This is a genomic window from Azospirillum sp. UENF 211521 (assembly GCF_058780535.1).
This window is the reverse complement of record NZ_JBSNCF010000001.1, coordinates 1447728-1463631: the sequence shown is the minus strand read 5'-3', so window position 1 is coordinate 1463631 and position 15904 is coordinate 1447728. Positions and strand designations below refer to the sequence as shown.

Here is a 15904-nt window from a genome sequence, read left to right as displayed (position 1 = left end):
GTCCGGGGCTCGTGTCCCGAAAGGGAACCTGCGCCTTACGACGACGGGGCGTTCGCACCGCGCGGCAGGATCTGCGCACGACGGTTGGACGGCTCGCGGACGTTCGGGCCGGTCTGCACCAGGAGCTGGCTCTCGCCCTTGCCCTCGGTGGTGATGGCGCCGGCGGCGATGCCCTTGGAGACGAGGGCCTGCTTCACCGCCTCGGCGCGACGCACCGACAGACGCTGGTTGTAGGCCGGCGAACCCGAGGTGTCGGTGTGGCCGACGACATGGACGCGGGCGTTGGCGCCCTTGCCGATGGCGGCGGCCGCATCGCCGATCACGCGATCGGCGGCCGGGGTGACGTTGGCCTTATCCCAGTCGAAGAACACGAGGTATTCGGTCTGGGCGCGGGCGGCCGGGGCCGGAGCCACCACCGGAGCGGCGGCCGGCGGGCACTTGAAGCTGCCCTGGTGGGTGGCGTAGCCGCCATCCGCCGTGCGGACCGGGGTGTCGTTCCAGCCGATGACCGGGTTGCACCACTCGGCGGTGTCGGCGCTCTGGGCCTGAGCCCCGGCGGTCAGGCCGAAAGCGACGACGGCGGCCGGCACGACGGCCATGGTAGCGCGGAAGAAGCTGTTCATTTCTCCACTCCCTTAGAGACACACTCCCTACCGCTTGGTTCGCGGAGGACGAATCGCACAAACGATAGGACTTATCGCGTGCATGTAACGTGACAAAACGCGAAACATGTGGGGTTTGTCCACGTACAAACATACCCCCCGGAAGTCCTACACGTTTCGTGCCGGTGTCACTGTTGCTAGTATGCCACAGTGCTGCGACGCACTAAAGAGGTATTAGCCCTCTCTGTAGATTTGAGCAAGCCGCACGTAGTTCCGGACGTTTACCGGGAAGAAAGATGTGTCCTTTTCCGTAAGTGCACGCACGGGTCTTGCGGGACTTCCGGCCCAAAGTTGCCCGGCGGCAACACGCTTCCCGGGGGTCACCAGGGCTCCGGCGGCCACCATGGCACCCAACTCGACGTAGGCACCGTCCATGACGCAGGCCTGCATGCCGATGAAGCAACCGCTCTCCAGCGTGCAGGCGTGCAACAGGGCCATGTGGCCGATCGACACGTCGTCGCCGATGTAGGTCCCCTGCCCCGCCGAGGCGACGTGAATCACGGTACCGTCCTGGATGTTGGTGCGCGCACCGATTCGGATCTCGTTCACGTCGCCGCGGATCGTGCAGCCGAACCAGACACTGCTGCCCGGCCCGATCTCCACATCGCCGATGACCGAGGCCGTCGGCGCCACATAGACGCTCGGATCGATCTTCGGATGCGTGCCCTGGAAGGGCAATATCAGGCCGGACATACCATCCTCTTCTCAGAACAGTGGACCGCGCCCCGTCTCGGCGGGCACGGTGGTTGCCTCGGCACTTGATGCCACAGGGGGCCAGCATTGTCACCCGCACCATTCCAGCGCGATCAGCCGCCGGGTTCGTGCGGTTGGTTCGGGCGCCCCGGTCAGGCGGCCTTCGTAGCGGTGAGCGACAACAGCGCCTTGTCGATGTCTCCCCAATCGCCAATCCAACCCGGTCGGACACCCAAATGCGTCAAACTGGATAGAATGATTTCCTGGGTAAGCGGCTCGGACGGTTTTGGACGCAGCCAGATGTGCTTCGGATTTGTCCGATCGCTGTTCCCCTGAGCATGATGGTAAGCTCGTTCATCCGCCTCCATCGTGCTCATCCACCGGCGGATATTGGTGTCCGACATGGACAAACCGTAAAACGCCATGGTGGTGTTTTGCGCATGATAAAGAAACACGGTCTGCGCCCAGGCGGATCGACCACCCGACACCGCAAGATACTCCTCCTCCAGAAAAATCAATCGATCCCGTCGATCGCGCGGCCGCCTTCCTGCCGTCTCGGACGGGGCGATTGAGCCGTGGCAGTGGTAAATCGGCGTCTTATCCTCGCTACCGCCGCCCGAACCGTGGACCGACACAAAATAATAAGTTGGGTGACCATGCGGAGGCGGAGATTTATAATGCTCCCGACGCAGATAAAGATCGATGTATGTTTCGAGGAACGTGTCAGCGTTGAACGACAAAACGGCCCGCGGCCCGCGCTGCCGTTTTGCCGAATTGATCAGAAACCTCGCCACCGGGAACAGCGTGCAATTTGGAAAGCTGTGTTCCAAAAAGTCACAGACCTCGATCACCCTGTCCTTCGGCATCGACTTTGGTCTGTTCAACACGGCCGTCAGATAACTTTCGAGGCCGAGCCCTCGCGCCTTGTCTCTGATTCTTGCATAAAGACATTGCTCGATGGCCTCGCTGATGTCTGCGTTCGTCTTTCCCCTTCTTTTGAACTCGTTGGCCGCAGCCTGAATCAGCGCATCAAGTGACCATCCCAGGCCCATTAGCTCATCGAATGTGCTGGACGGCACATGTGTGCTGAAAGCCTGGGACATGAGATTGTAGGCTAGGTCCTTCCAGTCCGGCGCGATGCCCCTGGAAACGCCCGCGCCGAGACAAATGGTATAGAGCCCCGGCTTGAGATATCCATTGAACTTCGAATCTGACGCCACCACGGGCTTCAACGAACTCGTCACAACAGCACTCGCCACTCCCATCGGACCAGCCTCAATTTTTGATTGATTTTCTCTCTATTATAGTCTTCCTCGGCGGATTTCCACAACCCTTATCGCGTTGACACCACCTGGATTGCAACCGTTTGATGGAGGGCGACGACGCGCAGCGCGCCGTTCGAATCACCACCGTTGCAACTCCCGAATTCCAACGCAACAGCCCAAGCGGACGGCGCGTGACACCGCCGGCCTCCATGGGCCAGCGGTGTCACCGCGCTCCGAACAGGCCGTTACTTAGGGGAACAGCGGGGCCTGTTCCAGGCCGGTCGTCTCGCCCAGGCCGAACATGACGTTCATGTTCTGGATGGCCTGGCCGGAGGCGCCCTTCACCAGATTGTCGATGACCGCGACGATGATGGCGCCGCGCGGGGTGCGGTCGGGGAAGACGCCGATCAGCGCTTGGTTGGAGGCGCGGACGTGGCGGGTCGCCGGGGCGATGCCCGCCGCCGTGACGTTCACGAAGGGCTCCGATTCGTAGCGCGCGGTCAGGGTGGCGCGCAGGTCGTCGGCGGTGACCCCGTCGGCCATGCGGACGTAGATCGTCGCCATCATGCCGCGGTTCATCGGGACGAGGTGCGGCGTAAAGCTGACCGTCACCGGACGCCCGGCGGCCAGCCGCAGCTCCTGCTCGATCTCCGGCATGTGGCGGTGATGCCCGACGCCGTAGGCGTTGAAGCCCTCCGACACCTCGGTGAAGAGGTTCTGCTGCTTGGCGTCGCGCCCGGCGCCGGAGACGCCCGACTTGGCGTCGATCACGATGCCGCCCGGCTCGATCATCTCGTCCATCAGCAGCGGCAGCAGGGGGAGCAGCGAGCAGGTGGGGTAGCAGCCGGGGTTGGCGACCACGCGCGCCTTGCGCACGCCCTGCCGGTTGAACTCGGTCAGGCCGTAGGCGACCTCCTTCTGGAGGTCCACGGCGCGGTGCTCATGCCCGTACCAGGTGGCGTACTCGGCGGGGTCGGACAGGCGGAAGTCGGCGGACAGGTCCACCACCTTGATGTGGCGCGGCAGGCCGGCAATGACCTCCTGCGTGGTGCCGTGCGGCAGGGCGCAGAAGACGGCGTCCAGCTTGTCCCAGGCGACCTCTTCGATCTTCACGAGGCCGGGCAGGTTGAACTGGCCCAGATGCGGGAACACCTCCGCCATGGGCTTCCCCGCCTGTCGCTCGGCCGTCAGCGCGCAGATCTCCACGCCGGGATGGCGGAGAAGCATGCGCACCAGCTCGGCGCCGGTGTAACCGGACGCACCGAGAATGCCGACGCGGATGGGGGAAGTGCTGTTGGCCATGGACGCTGTTCCTTTTGACGCACGGGGATGGGCACGAACCGTGAAGACGAGTGAAACAGAACTGAAACAAGAAAGGGGCGCCCCGTCGGGACGCCCCTCGCTTGTACAGCAGTAACGCGGGTCCGCGGTAGGCTTTAGCGCTTCGAGAACTGGAAGCTGCGGCGGGCCTTGGCCTTGCCGTACTTCTTACGCTCGACGACGCGGGCGTCGCGGGTCAGGAAGCCGGCGGCCTTCAGCGGCGGACGGAGCGCCGGCTCGAAGTAGGTCAGCGCCTTGGAGATGCCGTGACGGACCGCACCGGCCTGACCGGACAGACCACCGCCGGCCACCGTGACCATCACGTCGAACTGATCGGCGCGGTCGGTGATGCCGAACGGCTGGGCGATCATCATGCGCAGCACGGGGCGGGCGAAGTAGACTTCCTGGTCGCGGCCGTTGATGACGATCTTGCCGGAGCCCGGCTTGATCCACACGCGGGCGACGGCGTCCTTGCGCTTGCCGGTGGCGTAGGCACGGCCCTGGGCGTCCAGCTTCGGGGCGACCACTTCGGCGGAGGCGGCGGCCGGAGCGGCAGCGATGTCCTTCAGGCCGGAAAGGGTGGTGGTAACCTGAGCCATTGGATTACGCGCTCCGCTTATTCTTCGGGTTCATGGCCGCAACGTCGAGAGCGACCGGCTGCTGCGCCTCGTGCGGGTGGGCGGCGCCCTTGTAGACCTTCAGGTGGGTCATCACCTTGCGGCCGAGCGGACCGCGCGGAACCATGCGCTCCACGGCCTTCTCGATCACGCGCTCCGGGTACTTGCCGTCCAGGATCTGGCCCTTGGAACGGCCCTTGATGCCGCCCGGATAACCGGTGTGCCAGTAGAAGATGTCGTCCTGGCGCTTGTTGCCGGTCAGCTTGACCTTCTCCGCGTTGATCACGACGACATGGTCGCCGCAATCCATGTGCGGGGTGAAGGTCGGCTTGTTCTTGCCGCGCAGGATGTTCGCCAGGATGCTGGCAAGCCGGCCGAGAACGAGGCCGTCGGCATCGACGACGTACCACTTCTTCTCGATGTCGGTCGGCTTCAGATTGAAGGTCTTCATCGCCACACTCGTTGACTAAACGTGGATCGGCGGGCCACCGAAACTGGACGTTCAATCCCCGGGGCGCCGAAGCGGCCGGTTTTGTACGCAGTGCATGGGGTCTCTGTCAACGGAAAAATATCCGTTTTATATCAACGCTCTACGCTCACGGTATTATTTTACCGCGAAAGCAAAGCTGTTGATATCATTGGCTTTTTCAGGACATTTCCGGATCATGGTATCCTGATACCGCGAGCGTCACCGGGTCGTGCGGCGGAATCGAATAGGTGCCGGTGGCGTGGGCGACGGGCTCCGGATCGCCCTCGGAGAACAGCAGGACTTCGCCATAGGCCAGCCGCTTGCCCATCTTGAGGATCCGGCAATCGGCGGTGATGGCGACCGGCGCCGGGCGGCGCAGGAAGTTGATGGTCATGCTGGTGGTCACGGCCAGTTCCACCCGCCCGATCAGGCTGAGCACGGCGGCGTAAAGCGCCACGTCGGCCAGCCCGAACATCGCCGGCCCGGTCACCGTGCCGCCGGGGCGGACGAAGCTGTCGTTGTAAGGCAGCTTCATGCGCACGGTCCCGGCGCCGAGCTGCTCGATGGTGATCCCGTAATTGCCGACCAGCGGCACGCCCTCGCGAATCAGGGCTTCCAATTCCTCGGCGGACACGACCGGCGCGCTCATTCCCTCACCCATGGCTTTTCTTATGGAGACCCGATCATGGCGAACATCGCCCGCCCCGCCAAGCGCATCGCGTCGAAACCAATTTCACACCTCCGCCCGCTCTCATCTGTCAATAAATCTACAAATTCAATCAACAAATAGGTTGAGTTGTCCGCCACGGCATCGTTAGATGATCGGACCACACGCCCGGTTCCGTGGCGGGGACGGTCGGGGTACTGTTCCCGCCAACGATCAAAACATCCGGGAGGAATGGACAGCGATGAACGACACCCCACCCGCCGACGGGCCCCTCATCGGTGACGACGCGCCGCTGGTTCTCCGCGAGGACCGCGACGGAGTCGCGACCCTGACGCTGAACCGCCCGCAGGCGCGCAACGCCCTCTCCATCGGGCTGATGGGCGCGCTGCAGGCGGAGCTGGACGCCATCCATCAGGACGCCACGGTCCGCGCCGTGGTGCTGGCCGGAGCCGGACCGGCCTTCTGCGCCGGGCACGACCTGAAGGAGATGCGCGCCAACCCGGACCGCGCGGCCTATGAGTCGCTGTTCGTCCAGTGCTCCAAACTGATGCTGACGGTCAGCCGACTCCGCCAGCCGGTGATCGCCAAGGTGCACGGCATCGCCACCGCGGCGGGCTGCCAGCTCGTCGCCACCTGCGACCTCGCCTATTGCGCGGACACCGCGCGATTCGCCACGCCGGGCGTGAACATCGGCCTGTTCTGCTCCACCCCCATGGTGGCGCTGAGCCGCGCCGTGGGGCGCAAGGCAGCCATGGAGATGCTTCTGCTCGGCGACCTGATCGGCGCCAACGAGGCGGAGCGCATCGGGCTCGTCAACCGCGCGGTGCCGGCCGACCGGCTCGACGCCGTGGTGGCGGAGGCCGCCGGCAAGATCGCCGCGAAGTCGCCGCTGACCCTCGCCATCGGCAAGGAGGCCTTCTACCGCCAGATCGAGCTGGGCGTGGAGGAGGCCTACGCCTACGCCGCCCGCGTCATGACCGAGAACATGCTGGCCCGCGACGCCGAGGAGGGCATCGACGCCTTCCTGCAGAAGCGCCCCCCGGTGTGGTGCGGCCAATGAGCGGCCCCGCCCCCTCGCACGACGGCTACAGCGACGCGTTCATCCGCCAGGTCCTGGACCGGGTGAAGACCATCGCCCTGGTCGGCGCGTCGAACGACCCGGTGAAGGCCAGCTTCATCGTGCTGAAATACCTGCGCGACAAGGGCTACCGCGTCATCCCCATCAACCCGAAGCTGGCCGGCCAGACCATCCTCGGCGAGCGGGTCCACGCCAGCCTGTCGGACCTGCCGGAGCCGCCGGACATGGTGGACGTCTTCCGCAACGCCACCGCCGCCGGAGGCGTGACGGACGAGGCCATCGCCGTCGGCGCTAAGGTGGTGTGGATGCAGCTCGGCGTGCGCAACGACGAGGCGGCGGCGCGGGCCGAAGCGGCGGGGCTGACCGTGGTCATGAACCGCTGTCCCAAGATCGAGCTTCAGCGCCTGTTCCACGAGATCGGGCGCATCGGCGTCAACTCCAACATCCTGACGTCCAAGAAGGCCGCACCGGCCAAATCCTTCAAAAAACTGATGTAAAAAGCAGAGGAAGCCATCATGAGCGAGCAGAAGTCCTTTGGTTTCGAGACCCGCGCCATCCACGCCGGCGCCGCTCCCGACCCCGCCACCGGGGCGCGCCAGACGCCGATCTACCAGACCACCAGCTTCGTCTTCGACGACGTGGACGACGCGGCCTCGCTGTTCAACCTTCAGAAGGTCGGCTTCATCTACTCCCGCCTGACCAACCCGACCGTGTCGGTGCTGGAGGAGCGGCTCGCCAACCTGGAAGGCGGCGCCGGGGCCACGGCCACCTCCTCCGGCCACGCCGCGCAGCTGCTCGCCCTGTTCCCGCTGATGGAGCCGGGTGACGAGATCGTTGCCTCGCGCAAGCTCTATGGCGGCACGCTCAACCAGCTCGGCACCAGCTTCCCGCGCGCCTTCGGCTGGAAGTCCGTCTTCGTGGACACCGACCAGCCGGAGAACGTCCGCGCCGCCATCACCGCGAAGACCAAGGCCATCTTCGTGGAAAGCCTCGCCAACCCGGGCGGTGTGGTCACCGATCTGGAGGCCATCGCCAAGATCGCCGACGAGGCCGGCATTCCGCTGATCGTCGACAACACGCTGGCGACGCCGTACCTGATCAACCCGATCCAGTGGGGCGCCACGCTGGTCGTGCATTCGACCACGAAGTTCCTGTCGGGCAACGGCACCTCGGTCGGCGGCGTGGTCATCGACAGCGGCACCTTCGACTGGGGCAAGTCGGGCAAGTTCCCGGCCCTGTCGGAGCCGGACGCCGGCTACCACGGGCTGAAGTTCCAGGAGACCTTCGGTCATCTGGCCTTCACCATCCACGGCCACGCCGTCGGCCTGCGCGACCTCGGGCCGAGCCAGGCGCCGCTGAACGCCTTCCTGACGTTGAACGGCATCGAGACGCTGCCGCTGCGCATGCAGCGCCACAGCGACAGCGCCCTGAAGGTCGCGCAGTTCCTGGAGAGCCACCCGGCGGTGGGCTGGGTCAGCTACGCCGGGCTGGAATCCTCCAAGTACCACGCTCTGGCCAAGAAGTACCTGCCCAAGGGGGCCGGCGCCGTGCTGACCTTCGGCGTCAAGGGCGGCTTCGACACCGGCGTAAAGGTGGTGGAGAACGTCCAGCTCCTCAGCCATCTCGCCAACATCGGCGACAGCCGGTCGCTGATCATCCACCCCTCCTCGACCACGCACCGCCAGCTGTCGCCGGAAGGCCAAGCCCAGGCGGGCGCCGGTCCGGACGTGCTGCGCCTGTCGATCGGGCTGGAGAGCGTGGAGGACATCATCGCCGACCTCGACCGCGCCCTATCGGCCGCCTGATTGGCCGCCGCCTGAGGCCGGCTCCCCTCCGCCCGCCGCGGCGTCCGGCCCGGCGGGCGGAGGGATACCCCGCAAGGGGTAGATGCGACGCGAAGGGCTGAGCGCTGGCCGTTCCATTGACCTCCGCAGGTCATAGCACCGACCCTGGCACACAAAGGGTGGGGGCACGAACAAGGCGGGGAAGCGGGGCATGAGCGGACGGCTCAGGCGTGGAGTGGCGGCGGTCGCGCTGGTGGGGCTGGGCGGCTGCGCGGGCGCGCCGGTGGCGATGACCGCCGCATCCTTCGCGGTGGACGGGATGCTGTATGTCGGCACCAGCAAGAGCAGCACCGACCACATGCTGTCGGCGATGCTCCAGCAGGATTGCGCGACCTTCCGCGTCCTGAGCCTAGGCTATGTCTGCAAGCCGGTGATCGTGCCGGTAACCCGCAGCGCCGAAAGCGTGCCGGTCCCCCTTCCGGAAACCGAACCGTCGCCGGTCCCCGCCCCGCCACCGCCCGCGCCGCTCCCCGTGACGGCGGAGGTGGAGATCGCCGCGTTTCCAGCCACCGTGTTGCCGCCGATGCCGCGCCCCGCCGAACGGCGCTATCTCGTGGTGGCGGGCAGCTTTTCCAAGCGTGGGCAGGCCGAAGCCCAGCGCGCGCGGCTGGGCCATCCGGAGGCCGACATCGTGGCGGCCGACGTGCAGGGCCGGCGCATCCACCGGCTCGTCCTGCCGCCGGAGGACCGTCCGACCGCCCTGCGCCGTCTGGCCGAGATGCGCGCCGCCGGGGTCGGCGACGCGTGGCTCCTGACCTGGAGGGGGCGGACGGTGGTCGCCGATCTGCCCGGCGACGCGCCCGACCCCAGCCTGCCGGACCAGATGTAAGCCCTTACTCCGCCGGCGCCATCGGGACGGCGGCCGGCTTGGCCGGAGCGTCGCGGTCGCGCGGCAGCAGCAGCGCCGCCGCGAAGGCGACCAGCGCCAGCACCGACAGCGTGGCGTAGAGCATGACGAACTCACCCGTCCGCTCATAGACCAGGGCGACGAGCTGCACGGCCAGCGGGCCGGCGCCGAAGGACAGGATGAACTTGGCGCCGTAGGCCAGCCCGCGGTGCTTCTCCGGGGTGTAGCGGGCGAGCAGCAGGTTCTCCGCCGGAATCTGCACCTGCGAGGCGACGACGACCAGCGCCGCAGCACCAACCAGCGGCAGGTCGGCGAGGACCGCCACGGCCGCCATCATCGGCACCTGGACCAGCAGGCACAGGGTGTAGATGCGCTTCAGCGGGTACTTGTCGGCCAGATGCCCGCCGATCAGCTGCGGCAGGGCGGCGAACAGATAGACCGCCGTCACCACGCCGCCGACGCCCAGCGTGCTGCCGCCCAGCAGGTCGCTCAGCCGCGCCTCGAACAGCTTGGGCAGCACCACCTGCATGGCGTTGAACATCAGCCCGGCGCAGACCATCGTCACCGACAGCACGACGAAGGCGCGGATGACGTCGCCGCGCGACGCCTTGGGGATCGGCCTCACGTCGCCCTGGCGATCCTCGACCTTGCCCATGGCGATCAGCAGGGCCAGCAAGACCCCCAGCCCCAGGCAGACCGCGCCCGGAATCAGGAAGGCGGAGCGCCAGCCCAGCCATTCGGTCAGGCCGCCGGCCACCACCGCCGCCGAGGCGATGCCGATGGTGCCGAAAATGCCCTGATAGCCCAGAGCCTTGCCGCGGTTGGTGGCGTTCTTGACCATCCAGGCCATGCCCACCGGGTGGTAAATGGAGGCGCCGAGCCCGAGCACCGCCAGCGCCCACAGCAGCGCCTCCGGACCGTCGGTCAGGCCGCAGGCGATGGTCCCCGCCCCGGTCAGCAGGAAGAAGACCGCCATCATCCGGCATTCGCTCCAGCGGTCGCCCAGCCAGCCGGCCAGCGGTGCGCCGACGCCGATCATCAGGGCACCCAGTGTCCACAGCCGGATCAACTCGTCGTAGGGCAGCTTCCATTCCCGCTCCAGCGCCAGGACGACGGTCAGGAACAGGGCCGACACGATGTGCATCAGCGCATGGCCGATCCAGGAAAAGCCGATCGACAGCCGCGCTGATGTGTCGGTCATGGAAATTCTCCGCATCCGGATGATTTGCGCTTGAAAGCAACCCTTGCGAAACTGGCACGCCGGTCCGGGGCGGTCCAATGCGCCGCCGTCATGGCCGACATGCGGCGGCCGGCATGAGGGATCAGGCGGTCGCGTCGCGCAGCCAGTCCAGATAGGCCGGATTGCCGCGCCCAACCCTCAGCTCGACCACGCAGGGCACCTCGTAGCTGTGCAGTTCCCGCACCCGCGCGGCCAGCCGGTCGAACAGCTCCGCCCGCGTCTTGGCGATCAGCACCGTCTCATTGGCTTCCTCGATGGCGTCCTGCCAGCGGTAGATGGAGGTCATGCCGTCGAAGATGTTGGCGCAGGCGGCCAGCCGCTCCTCGACCAGCGCACGGCCGATGCGACGGGCCTCGTCCCGCGAGCCGGCGGTGATGTAGGCGAAGACGAATTCCATGACCGAAGCCTTTCGATGTAGAGTGTTCGAATCTTGCCACAGGCCGCCAGGCCGCAACATCTTTCGAGGCGACGAACCATGGCCGCACCCCGACGCACCACGTCCCGACGCCGCCCCACCGAGGCGCAGGCGGCGTGGCTGCGCAACGGTCTGGAGCAGCCCGGCGGCAAGCTGCCCCTGTTCGACGCCGACGGCCAGCGCGTCAAGCGTCAGACCATCGAAAGCTGCCTGAAGTCCGGCTGGGCGGAGCGCTGGTTCCACAACCCGCTGAAGCCCGACTGGCTGGTCTGCCGCCTGACCGACACCGGCCGCGCCGCCCTCTCCCCCCGCCCCGCCGAGAAGGAACTCGCCCAGGCGGAATGACCGCCGGACGACACCGACGGCGTACCGCATAGGTGGGGTGTCGCACCACGCCGACGCCCGCTAGGATCGCCGCGCTTTTCGCGGCCTGACCGGGCTTTGCTTCGTAACGGTATCGATCCATGCAGCTTTCCGACCTCGGCCCACGCATTTGCATCCTCGGGCCGTCCAACAGCGGGAAATCAACGCTTGCCGAAGCGATCGCGCGGCGGAACGGCTTTCCCGTCGTCCATCTCGACCGGCTGTACCATGCTCCCGACACGGATTGGCAGCCACGCCCGACCGACGAGTTCATCGCCCTGCACGACGCGGCCATCGCCGGCGAGCGCTGGGTCATGGAGGGCAACTACTCGCGCTGCATCCCGCAGCGTTTCCAGCGGGCGACGGGCCTGATCCAACTGGACGTGCCCATGCCGCTCAGCCTGCTGCGCTATTTCCGCCGGACCCTGTTCGAGCGGGAGCGGCGCGGCGCGCTGGAGGGGCGCCGGGACCGCATCAAGTGGGAGATGATCCGCCACATCGCCGTCACCACCCCGCGAAATCGGGCGCGGAACCTGCGCACCTTCGATCAGGCCGACCTGCCGAAGATCCGGATCAACTCCGCACGGGACCTGAACGCGTGGTACCGGCGCTGGGACCTCACGCGCTGATGGCCGGACGCCGGCTTCACGCCGGCACAGCCTTCAACTGCTGGTCCACCGCGGCCGCCAACTCGCGGGGGGTGACCGGCTTGTGGATCACCGTCAGCCCGTGGGCGGTGGCGTCCAGCAGGCAGTCCGGCCCGGTCTCCCCGGTCAGGATCACCCCCGGAACCCCGGCGCCGTAGCGCTCGCGCACGCGCAGGATCACCTCGGTCCCGACCCGCCCCTCGCGCAGCCGGTAGTCGGCGATCACGATGTCGGGGACGCGCGTCTGGGCGGACAGCCGCTCCATGGCCTGGTCGGCGCTGCCCGCCGCCAGCACGGCGTAGCCCCATTCCGTCAGGATCAGTTGAAGCCCCATCAGCACGATGGCGTCGTCGTCCACCAGAACGGCGAGGCGGCCCTGCCCCATCCCCGGCGACTCACCCCCCGCCCCCGCGACGGCGGGCACCACCGTTTCGCCCAGTGGCACCAGCACCCGGAAGGCCGAGCCCTTGCCCACCGCGGAGCGCACCTCCACCGGATGGTCGAGCAGCCGCGACAGCCGCCGCACGATGGCGAGGCCGAGGCCGAGGCCCTGGTTGCGGTCCCGCTCCGGGTTGCCGACCTGATGGAACTCCTCAAAGATGCGCTCCAGGTGGTCGTCCGGGATGCCCCTGCCTGTGTCCTGGATGACGATGGAGAGAAACCGCCCATCCGGCCGGCACTGCACCCGCACCAGCCCGCTGTCGGTGTAGCGGATGGCGTTCTCCACCAGATTGCGCAGCAGCCGGCCCAGCAGCGTGCGGTCGCTGCGCACCCGCCCGGCGGCGACCTCGACCTGCCAGCCGATGCCCTTGCCGGCGGCGACCGGCGCGTAGGCGGCGCGGATCGGGTCCAGCACCTCCGCCACGTCGAAATCCTCGAACACCGGTGTCACCACTCCGGCGTCGAGGCGCGACACGTCGAGCAGGCTGTCCAGCAGACCCTTCAGCGCCTCCAGCCCCTGCTCCAGATGGCCCAGGACCTTGGCGCCCGCGGGCGACCCGACATGGGCCGACAGGGCGGCCGCGAAGAAGAACAGCGATTGGAGCGGCTGGCGCAGATCGTGGCTGGCCGCGGCCAGGAATTTCGACTTGGCAAGGTTGGCGCGCTCCGCCTCATCGCGGGCGGAGCGCAGCGCGGCCTCCATCGCCTTGCGCTCGGTGATGTCCTCGGCAACCGTGATTCGGTAGGCCGGCTCCGTGCCGGTGATCCGGGCGAGCGACGAGGTCACCCGCACCCACACCGCCCCACCGTCCTTGCGGCGGTAGCGCTTCTCAATGGCGTAGCTGGACAGTTCGCCGGACAGCAGCCGCTCGATCAACCGCTCCTCGGCCGGCAGATCGGCCGGGTCGGTGATGTCGCGGTAGGTCCGCCGCAGCAACTCCTCGCGCGGGTAGCCGACGATGTCGCAGATCTTGGCGTTGACGTCGAGGATGCGACCGTCCAGCCCCACCCGCTCGATGCCCACCGCCGCCAGTTCGAAGACCGAGCGGAAGCGTTCATCGCTCTGACGGCGCGCCGTCTCGGCCCGGCGCAGGTCGGTGACCTCCATCACGACGGCGCCGACCGCCGCGACATCCATCCCTTCATGCACGGGAAACAAGGCGATCAGCCAGTGGCGCGTCACGCCGGGCTCTCTGGGCGTCTCGCCCATCACCTCCCGGTAGGGGATCGGCTCGCCGGTGTCGAACACCCGATCGATCAGCGGCTCGACGCTGGCGCCCACGACGGGAAGCAGGTCCGCCAGAGTGCGGCCCATGTGGGCCTCCGCCAGGATGCCGTTGCAATCGGCCAACTGCTCGTTGATGCGGATGTAGCGGCGCTCGCGGTCGAAGAAGGCGAAGCCGACCGGCGCGTTCTGCAGCAGGCTGTTCAACTGGGCGAGCAGCGCGTTCTTTTCCCGGTTGGCCGAAACCAGCGCCGCCTCGCCCCACTTGCGGGCGGTGGTGTCCTGGAAGAAGACGGCCAGCCCATCCGGCGACGGGAAGGCGCGCACGGCGAACCAGGATTCGAAGGCCGTGCAATACTCCTCGAACTCGACCGGCGTCTGATCCTGCATGGCGCGGCGGTAGTTTTCCCCGAACGCGCTGGCGGACACCTCGGGAAAGACGTCCCACAGGTCCTGGCCGATCAGATCGTGCCCGCCGGCGATCAGCGCCCGGGCGCGCTCGTTCATGAAGGTGATGCGCCAGTGGCGGTCCACCTCGAAAACGCCGTCGGTGATGCTGCCCAGAACGGCGGCCGTCTTGTGGGCCAGCGCGTTGGCCTGCTCCCGCACCTGCTGCTGGCGTGCCAGTTCCTCGGCCATGCTGTCGAAGGCGCGGGCCAGCGTGCCGAGTTCGGACGACTGATCGGCGACGCCGCTGCGCGCCGTCAGATCACCGCCCTTCCAGCGCTCCGCCGTCGCGACCAGCGCCGCCACCGGCCGCCGCAGGAACCGGCTGGCGCCCCACCAGACGGTGAGCAGCGTCAGAAGCAGGACCGTCGCGATGCCGGCCATCGCCTGGACCATCGCGCCGCGGATCGGCCCCAGCGCCTCGCCCTTGTCCAGACAGACCACGACCCCGATGCCGTCCATGCTCTGGCCGATCGGCTGATAGGCGACGATGCGCGGCCGTCCGTCCGGCCCGGTCACCTCGGCGACGCCGGGCGCGTCGCGGGAGAGCAGCGCGAGGACGGACGGGGACAGCACGCCGCCATCCGTCCGGCTCGGCGCCGTCTGATTTGGCCCCGGCTCCGATAGAAGGGGCGGCACCTGGGCGACCACCCGGTCGCGGCGGTCCACCAGCGTGATCCGCGCGTTGTCGGGCAATGGCCGCTTGGACAGGAAATCGGCGATCCAGGAGATGTCGGTCAACGCCGTCACGACGCCGGCCGCCCGGCCCTCCGCGTCCTGGTAGGCCAGCGCGACCGGCATGGCGGAGCGTCCGTCGGTCCGCCGGGAAACAGGCTCCCCCAGCGTCATCCGGCCGCTGGCCAGCGCGTCGCGGAAATAGTCGCGGTCGGCGATGGAAATCCCCAGCGCGGCGCGATCGGTCGCGCAGCGCACCACCCCGTCCAGCCCGGCGATCACGATGCCGAGATGGCCCGGATAGGACGCGCGCAGGCTGTCCATCAGCGCTTGGCAGGCCGGCGAGCCGGGGGCGCGCGCCGGGTCGGCCTTGACCAGCGTGTTCAGAACCTGCCGCAACCCGTCGATCATGCGGTGCTGCTCCGCCTCGAACAGCGCGGCGAGGTGCAGGGCGTCCCGCCCCACCTCGGCCTCCCGCGCGGCGCGCAGAGCCAGCTCGTTCTTCACCTCGATGACGGCCGCCGGAATCATCGCCACGAGGACAAGAAGCAGCAGACGGTGAAGAAGACTCATGAAGGGCGGCTTTCGGAAAAGGATTCCGTGTGACCGTGCGCGATGCGCGACCGTCCCGTCAACGGATACGCGTGGCCTTCCAAGTACCCGAGCGTTCGGCGCCGGCGGCGATGCGGCGGTCGGCAATCTCCAACTCATCCACTTCGGCAATCCCCGCGTGCTTCAGGGCGCGCAGAAGGACGCTGCGCACGGTCGTCCCCTCCTCCTCGGCGCGGCGGCGGACGGCGCGCTTGACGCTCTGCGGCACCATGGCGGCCAGCTGCACGTCGGGTTCACGGCGGTCCGACGGTGCCGGATTGGTGTTGGACGGAATGGTGGCTGCGGGGCGGAAGGGGTGGTCTCGCATCGGTCCTGCCGTACATGGTTCGAAGGTGCGAAACCATCCCCGGTTATAGTTAATTTCCTGTTAACCATAA

17 protein-coding genes are annotated in these 15904 nt (G+C 67.5%); 6 read left to right on the top strand and 11 right to left on the bottom strand.

Going from position 1 to position 15904, the window contains the following annotated elements; all coding sequences use genetic code 11:
• Window positions 1-35: 35 nt before the first annotated feature.
• From ACWPN5_RS06840 to ACWPN5_RS06810, 7 genes are all read right to left on the bottom strand, one after another.
• On the bottom strand, window positions 36-623 hold the full coding sequence (locus ACWPN5_RS06840) for an OmpA family protein (protein WP_145685738.1): 588 nt from the start codon (window positions 621-623) through the stop codon (window positions 36-38).
• A 213-nt stretch (window positions 624-836) separates the two neighbouring features.
• Window positions 837-1355 (bottom strand): gamma carbonic anhydrase family protein, encoded by a 519-nt coding sequence (locus ACWPN5_RS06835; protein ID WP_492294973.1) that lies wholly within the window; start codon window positions 1353-1355, stop codon window positions 837-839.
• Window positions 1356-1507: 152 nt separating this feature from the next.
• Window positions 1508-2599 carry an SIR2 family protein gene (locus tag ACWPN5_RS06830; RefSeq protein ID WP_492294971.1) on the bottom strand — a complete coding sequence of 364 codons (1092 nt, stop codon included), beginning with the start codon at window positions 2597-2599 and terminating at the stop codon, window positions 1508-1510.
• Between the two features lie 270 nt (window positions 2600-2869).
• Window positions 2870-3922: an N-acetyl-gamma-glutamyl-phosphate reductase gene (gene argC / locus ACWPN5_RS06825; protein WP_492294969.1), complete on the bottom strand. Its 1053-nt coding sequence runs from the start codon at window positions 3920-3922 to the stop codon at window positions 2870-2872.
• Between the two features lie 134 nt (window positions 3923-4056).
• Window positions 4057-4539 carry a 30S ribosomal protein S9 gene (gene rpsI / locus ACWPN5_RS06820; protein WP_014240248.1) on the bottom strand — a complete coding sequence of 161 codons (483 nt, stop codon included), beginning with the start codon at window positions 4537-4539 and terminating at the stop codon, window positions 4057-4059.
• A 4-nt stretch (window positions 4540-4543) separates the two neighbouring features.
• On the bottom strand, window positions 4544-5008 hold the full coding sequence (rplM, locus tag ACWPN5_RS06815) for a 50S ribosomal protein L13 (protein ID WP_014240247.1): 465 nt from the start codon (window positions 5006-5008) through the stop codon (window positions 4544-4546).
• Window positions 5009-5204: 196 nt separating this feature from the next.
• Entirely contained in the window at window positions 5205-5675 is a 471-nt protein-coding gene (locus ACWPN5_RS06810) for a PaaI family thioesterase (protein ID WP_035673266.1), read from the bottom strand.
• Window positions 5676-5934: 259 nt separating this feature from the next.
• Here ACWPN5_RS06810 and ACWPN5_RS06805 point away from each other — a divergent pair, with 259 nt between their 5' ends.
• The 4 genes from ACWPN5_RS06805 to ACWPN5_RS06790 all read left to right on the top strand — a co-directional run bounded on the left by ACWPN5_RS06805 (window position 5935) and on the right by ACWPN5_RS06790 (window position 9444).
• The gene (locus tag ACWPN5_RS06805) at window positions 5935-6753 is read left to right on the top strand and encodes an enoyl-CoA hydratase (RefSeq protein ID WP_492294967.1); all 819 of its coding nucleotides are present in this window, start codon (window positions 5935-5937) and stop codon (window positions 6751-6753) included.
• Window positions 6750-7268, top strand: a complete 519-nt coding sequence (locus tag ACWPN5_RS06800; RefSeq protein WP_492294965.1) for a CoA-binding protein — start codon at window positions 6750-6752, stop codon at window positions 7266-7268. The genes ACWPN5_RS06805 and ACWPN5_RS06800 overlap by 4 nt, the downstream gene beginning before the upstream one ends.
• An 18-nt stretch (window positions 7269-7286) precedes the next feature.
• Window positions 7287-8576 (top strand): O-acetylhomoserine aminocarboxypropyltransferase, encoded by a 1290-nt coding sequence (locus ACWPN5_RS06795; RefSeq protein WP_200478702.1) that lies wholly within the window; start codon window positions 7287-7289, stop codon window positions 8574-8576.
• A gap of 190 nt (window positions 8577-8766) precedes the next feature.
• The gene (locus tag ACWPN5_RS06790) at window positions 8767-9444 is read left to right on the top strand and encodes an SPOR domain-containing protein (protein ID WP_492294963.1); all 678 of its coding nucleotides are present in this window, start codon (window positions 8767-8769) and stop codon (window positions 9442-9444) included.
• A 4-nt stretch (window positions 9445-9448) separates the two neighbouring features.
• Here the strand turns inward: ACWPN5_RS06790 and ACWPN5_RS06785 are convergent, their stop codons facing one another.
• Together ACWPN5_RS06785 and cutA are read right to left on the bottom strand one after the other, a co-directional pair.
• Complete coding sequence (locus ACWPN5_RS06785) at window positions 9449-10663, bottom strand: MFS transporter (protein ID WP_492294961.1); 1215 nt, start codon at window positions 10661-10663, stop codon at window positions 9449-9451.
• Window positions 10664-10784: 121 nt separating this feature from the next.
• A complete protein-coding gene (cutA, locus tag ACWPN5_RS06780; RefSeq protein WP_145685667.1) occupies window positions 10785-11099 on the bottom strand; it encodes a divalent-cation tolerance protein CutA in 315 nt (104 codons plus the stop codon).
• A 78-nt stretch (window positions 11100-11177) separates the two neighbouring features.
• On the opposite strand from cutA, the gene ACWPN5_RS06775 reads away from it, so the two are divergent.
• Window positions 11178-11462: a hypothetical protein gene (locus ACWPN5_RS06775; RefSeq protein WP_145685655.1), complete on the top strand. Its 285-nt coding sequence runs from the start codon at window positions 11178-11180 to the stop codon at window positions 11460-11462.
• A gap of 119 nt (window positions 11463-11581) precedes the next feature.
• Complete coding sequence (locus ACWPN5_RS06770; protein ID WP_145685642.1) at window positions 11582-12109, top strand: isopentenyl transferase family protein; 528 nt, start codon at window positions 11582-11584, stop codon at window positions 12107-12109.
• Window positions 12110-12125: 16 nt separating this feature from the next.
• Here the strand turns inward: ACWPN5_RS06770 and ACWPN5_RS06765 are convergent, their stop codons facing one another.
• Both ACWPN5_RS06765 and ACWPN5_RS06760 read right to left on the bottom strand, forming a co-directional pair.
• Window positions 12126-15488 carry a PAS domain-containing protein gene (locus ACWPN5_RS06765; RefSeq protein WP_492294958.1) on the bottom strand — a complete coding sequence of 1121 codons (3363 nt, stop codon included), beginning with the start codon at window positions 15486-15488 and terminating at the stop codon, window positions 12126-12128.
• A gap of 58 nt (window positions 15489-15546) precedes the next feature.
• A complete protein-coding gene (locus tag ACWPN5_RS06760) occupies window positions 15547-15834 on the bottom strand; it encodes a hypothetical protein (RefSeq protein WP_492294956.1) in 288 nt (95 codons plus the stop codon).
• Window positions 15835-15904: the final 70 nt, after the last annotated feature.

Bases quoted from the DNA above. Each gene is read 5' to 3' on its own strand.
- ACWPN5_RS06840 (WP_145685738.1), bottom strand. From the start codon at position 623: ATGAACAGCTTCTTCCGCGCTACCATGGCCGTCGTGCCGGCCGCCGTC.
- ACWPN5_RS06835 (WP_492294973.1), bottom strand. From the start codon at position 1,355: ATGTCCGGCCTGATATTGCCCTTCCAGGGCACGCATCCGAAGATCGAT.
- argC (WP_492294969.1), bottom strand. From the start codon at position 3,922: ATGGCCAACAGCACTTCCCCCATCCGCGTCGGCATTCTCGGTGCGTCC.
- rpsI (WP_014240248.1), bottom strand. From the start codon at position 4,539: ATGGCTCAGGTTACCACCACCCTTTCCGGCCTGAAGGACATCGCTGCC.
- rplM (WP_014240247.1), bottom strand. From the start codon at position 5,008: ATGAAGACCTTCAATCTGAAGCCGACCGACATCGAGAAGAAGTGGTAC.
- ACWPN5_RS06810 (WP_035673266.1), bottom strand. From the start codon at position 5,675: ATGAGCGCGCCGGTCGTGTCCGCCGAGGAATTGGAAGCCCTGATTCGC.
- ACWPN5_RS06805 (WP_492294967.1), top strand. From the start codon at position 5,935: ATGAACGACACCCCACCCGCCGACGGGCCCCTCATCGGTGACGACGCG.
- ACWPN5_RS06800 (WP_492294965.1), top strand. From the start codon at position 6,750: ATGAGCGGCCCCGCCCCCTCGCACGACGGCTACAGCGACGCGTTCATC.
- ACWPN5_RS06795 (WP_200478702.1), top strand. From the start codon at position 7,287: ATGAGCGAGCAGAAGTCCTTTGGTTTCGAGACCCGCGCCATCCACGCC.
- ACWPN5_RS06790 (WP_492294963.1), top strand. From the start codon at position 8,767: ATGAGCGGACGGCTCAGGCGTGGAGTGGCGGCGGTCGCGCTGGTGGGG.
- ACWPN5_RS06785 (WP_492294961.1), bottom strand. From the start codon at position 10,663: ATGACCGACACATCAGCGCGGCTGTCGATCGGCTTTTCCTGGATCGGC.
- cutA (WP_145685667.1), bottom strand. From the start codon at position 11,099: ATGGAATTCGTCTTCGCCTACATCACCGCCGGCTCGCGGGACGAGGCC.
- ACWPN5_RS06775 (WP_145685655.1), top strand. From the start codon at position 11,178: ATGGCCGCACCCCGACGCACCACGTCCCGACGCCGCCCCACCGAGGCG.
- ACWPN5_RS06770 (WP_145685642.1), top strand. From the start codon at position 11,582: ATGCAGCTTTCCGACCTCGGCCCACGCATTTGCATCCTCGGGCCGTCC.
- ACWPN5_RS06765 (WP_492294958.1), bottom strand. From the start codon at position 15,488: ATGAGTCTTCTTCACCGTCTGCTGCTTCTTGTCCTCGTGGCGATGATT.
- ACWPN5_RS06760 (WP_492294956.1), bottom strand. From the start codon at position 15,834: ATGCGAGACCACCCCTTCCGCCCCGCAGCCACCATTCCGTCCAACACC.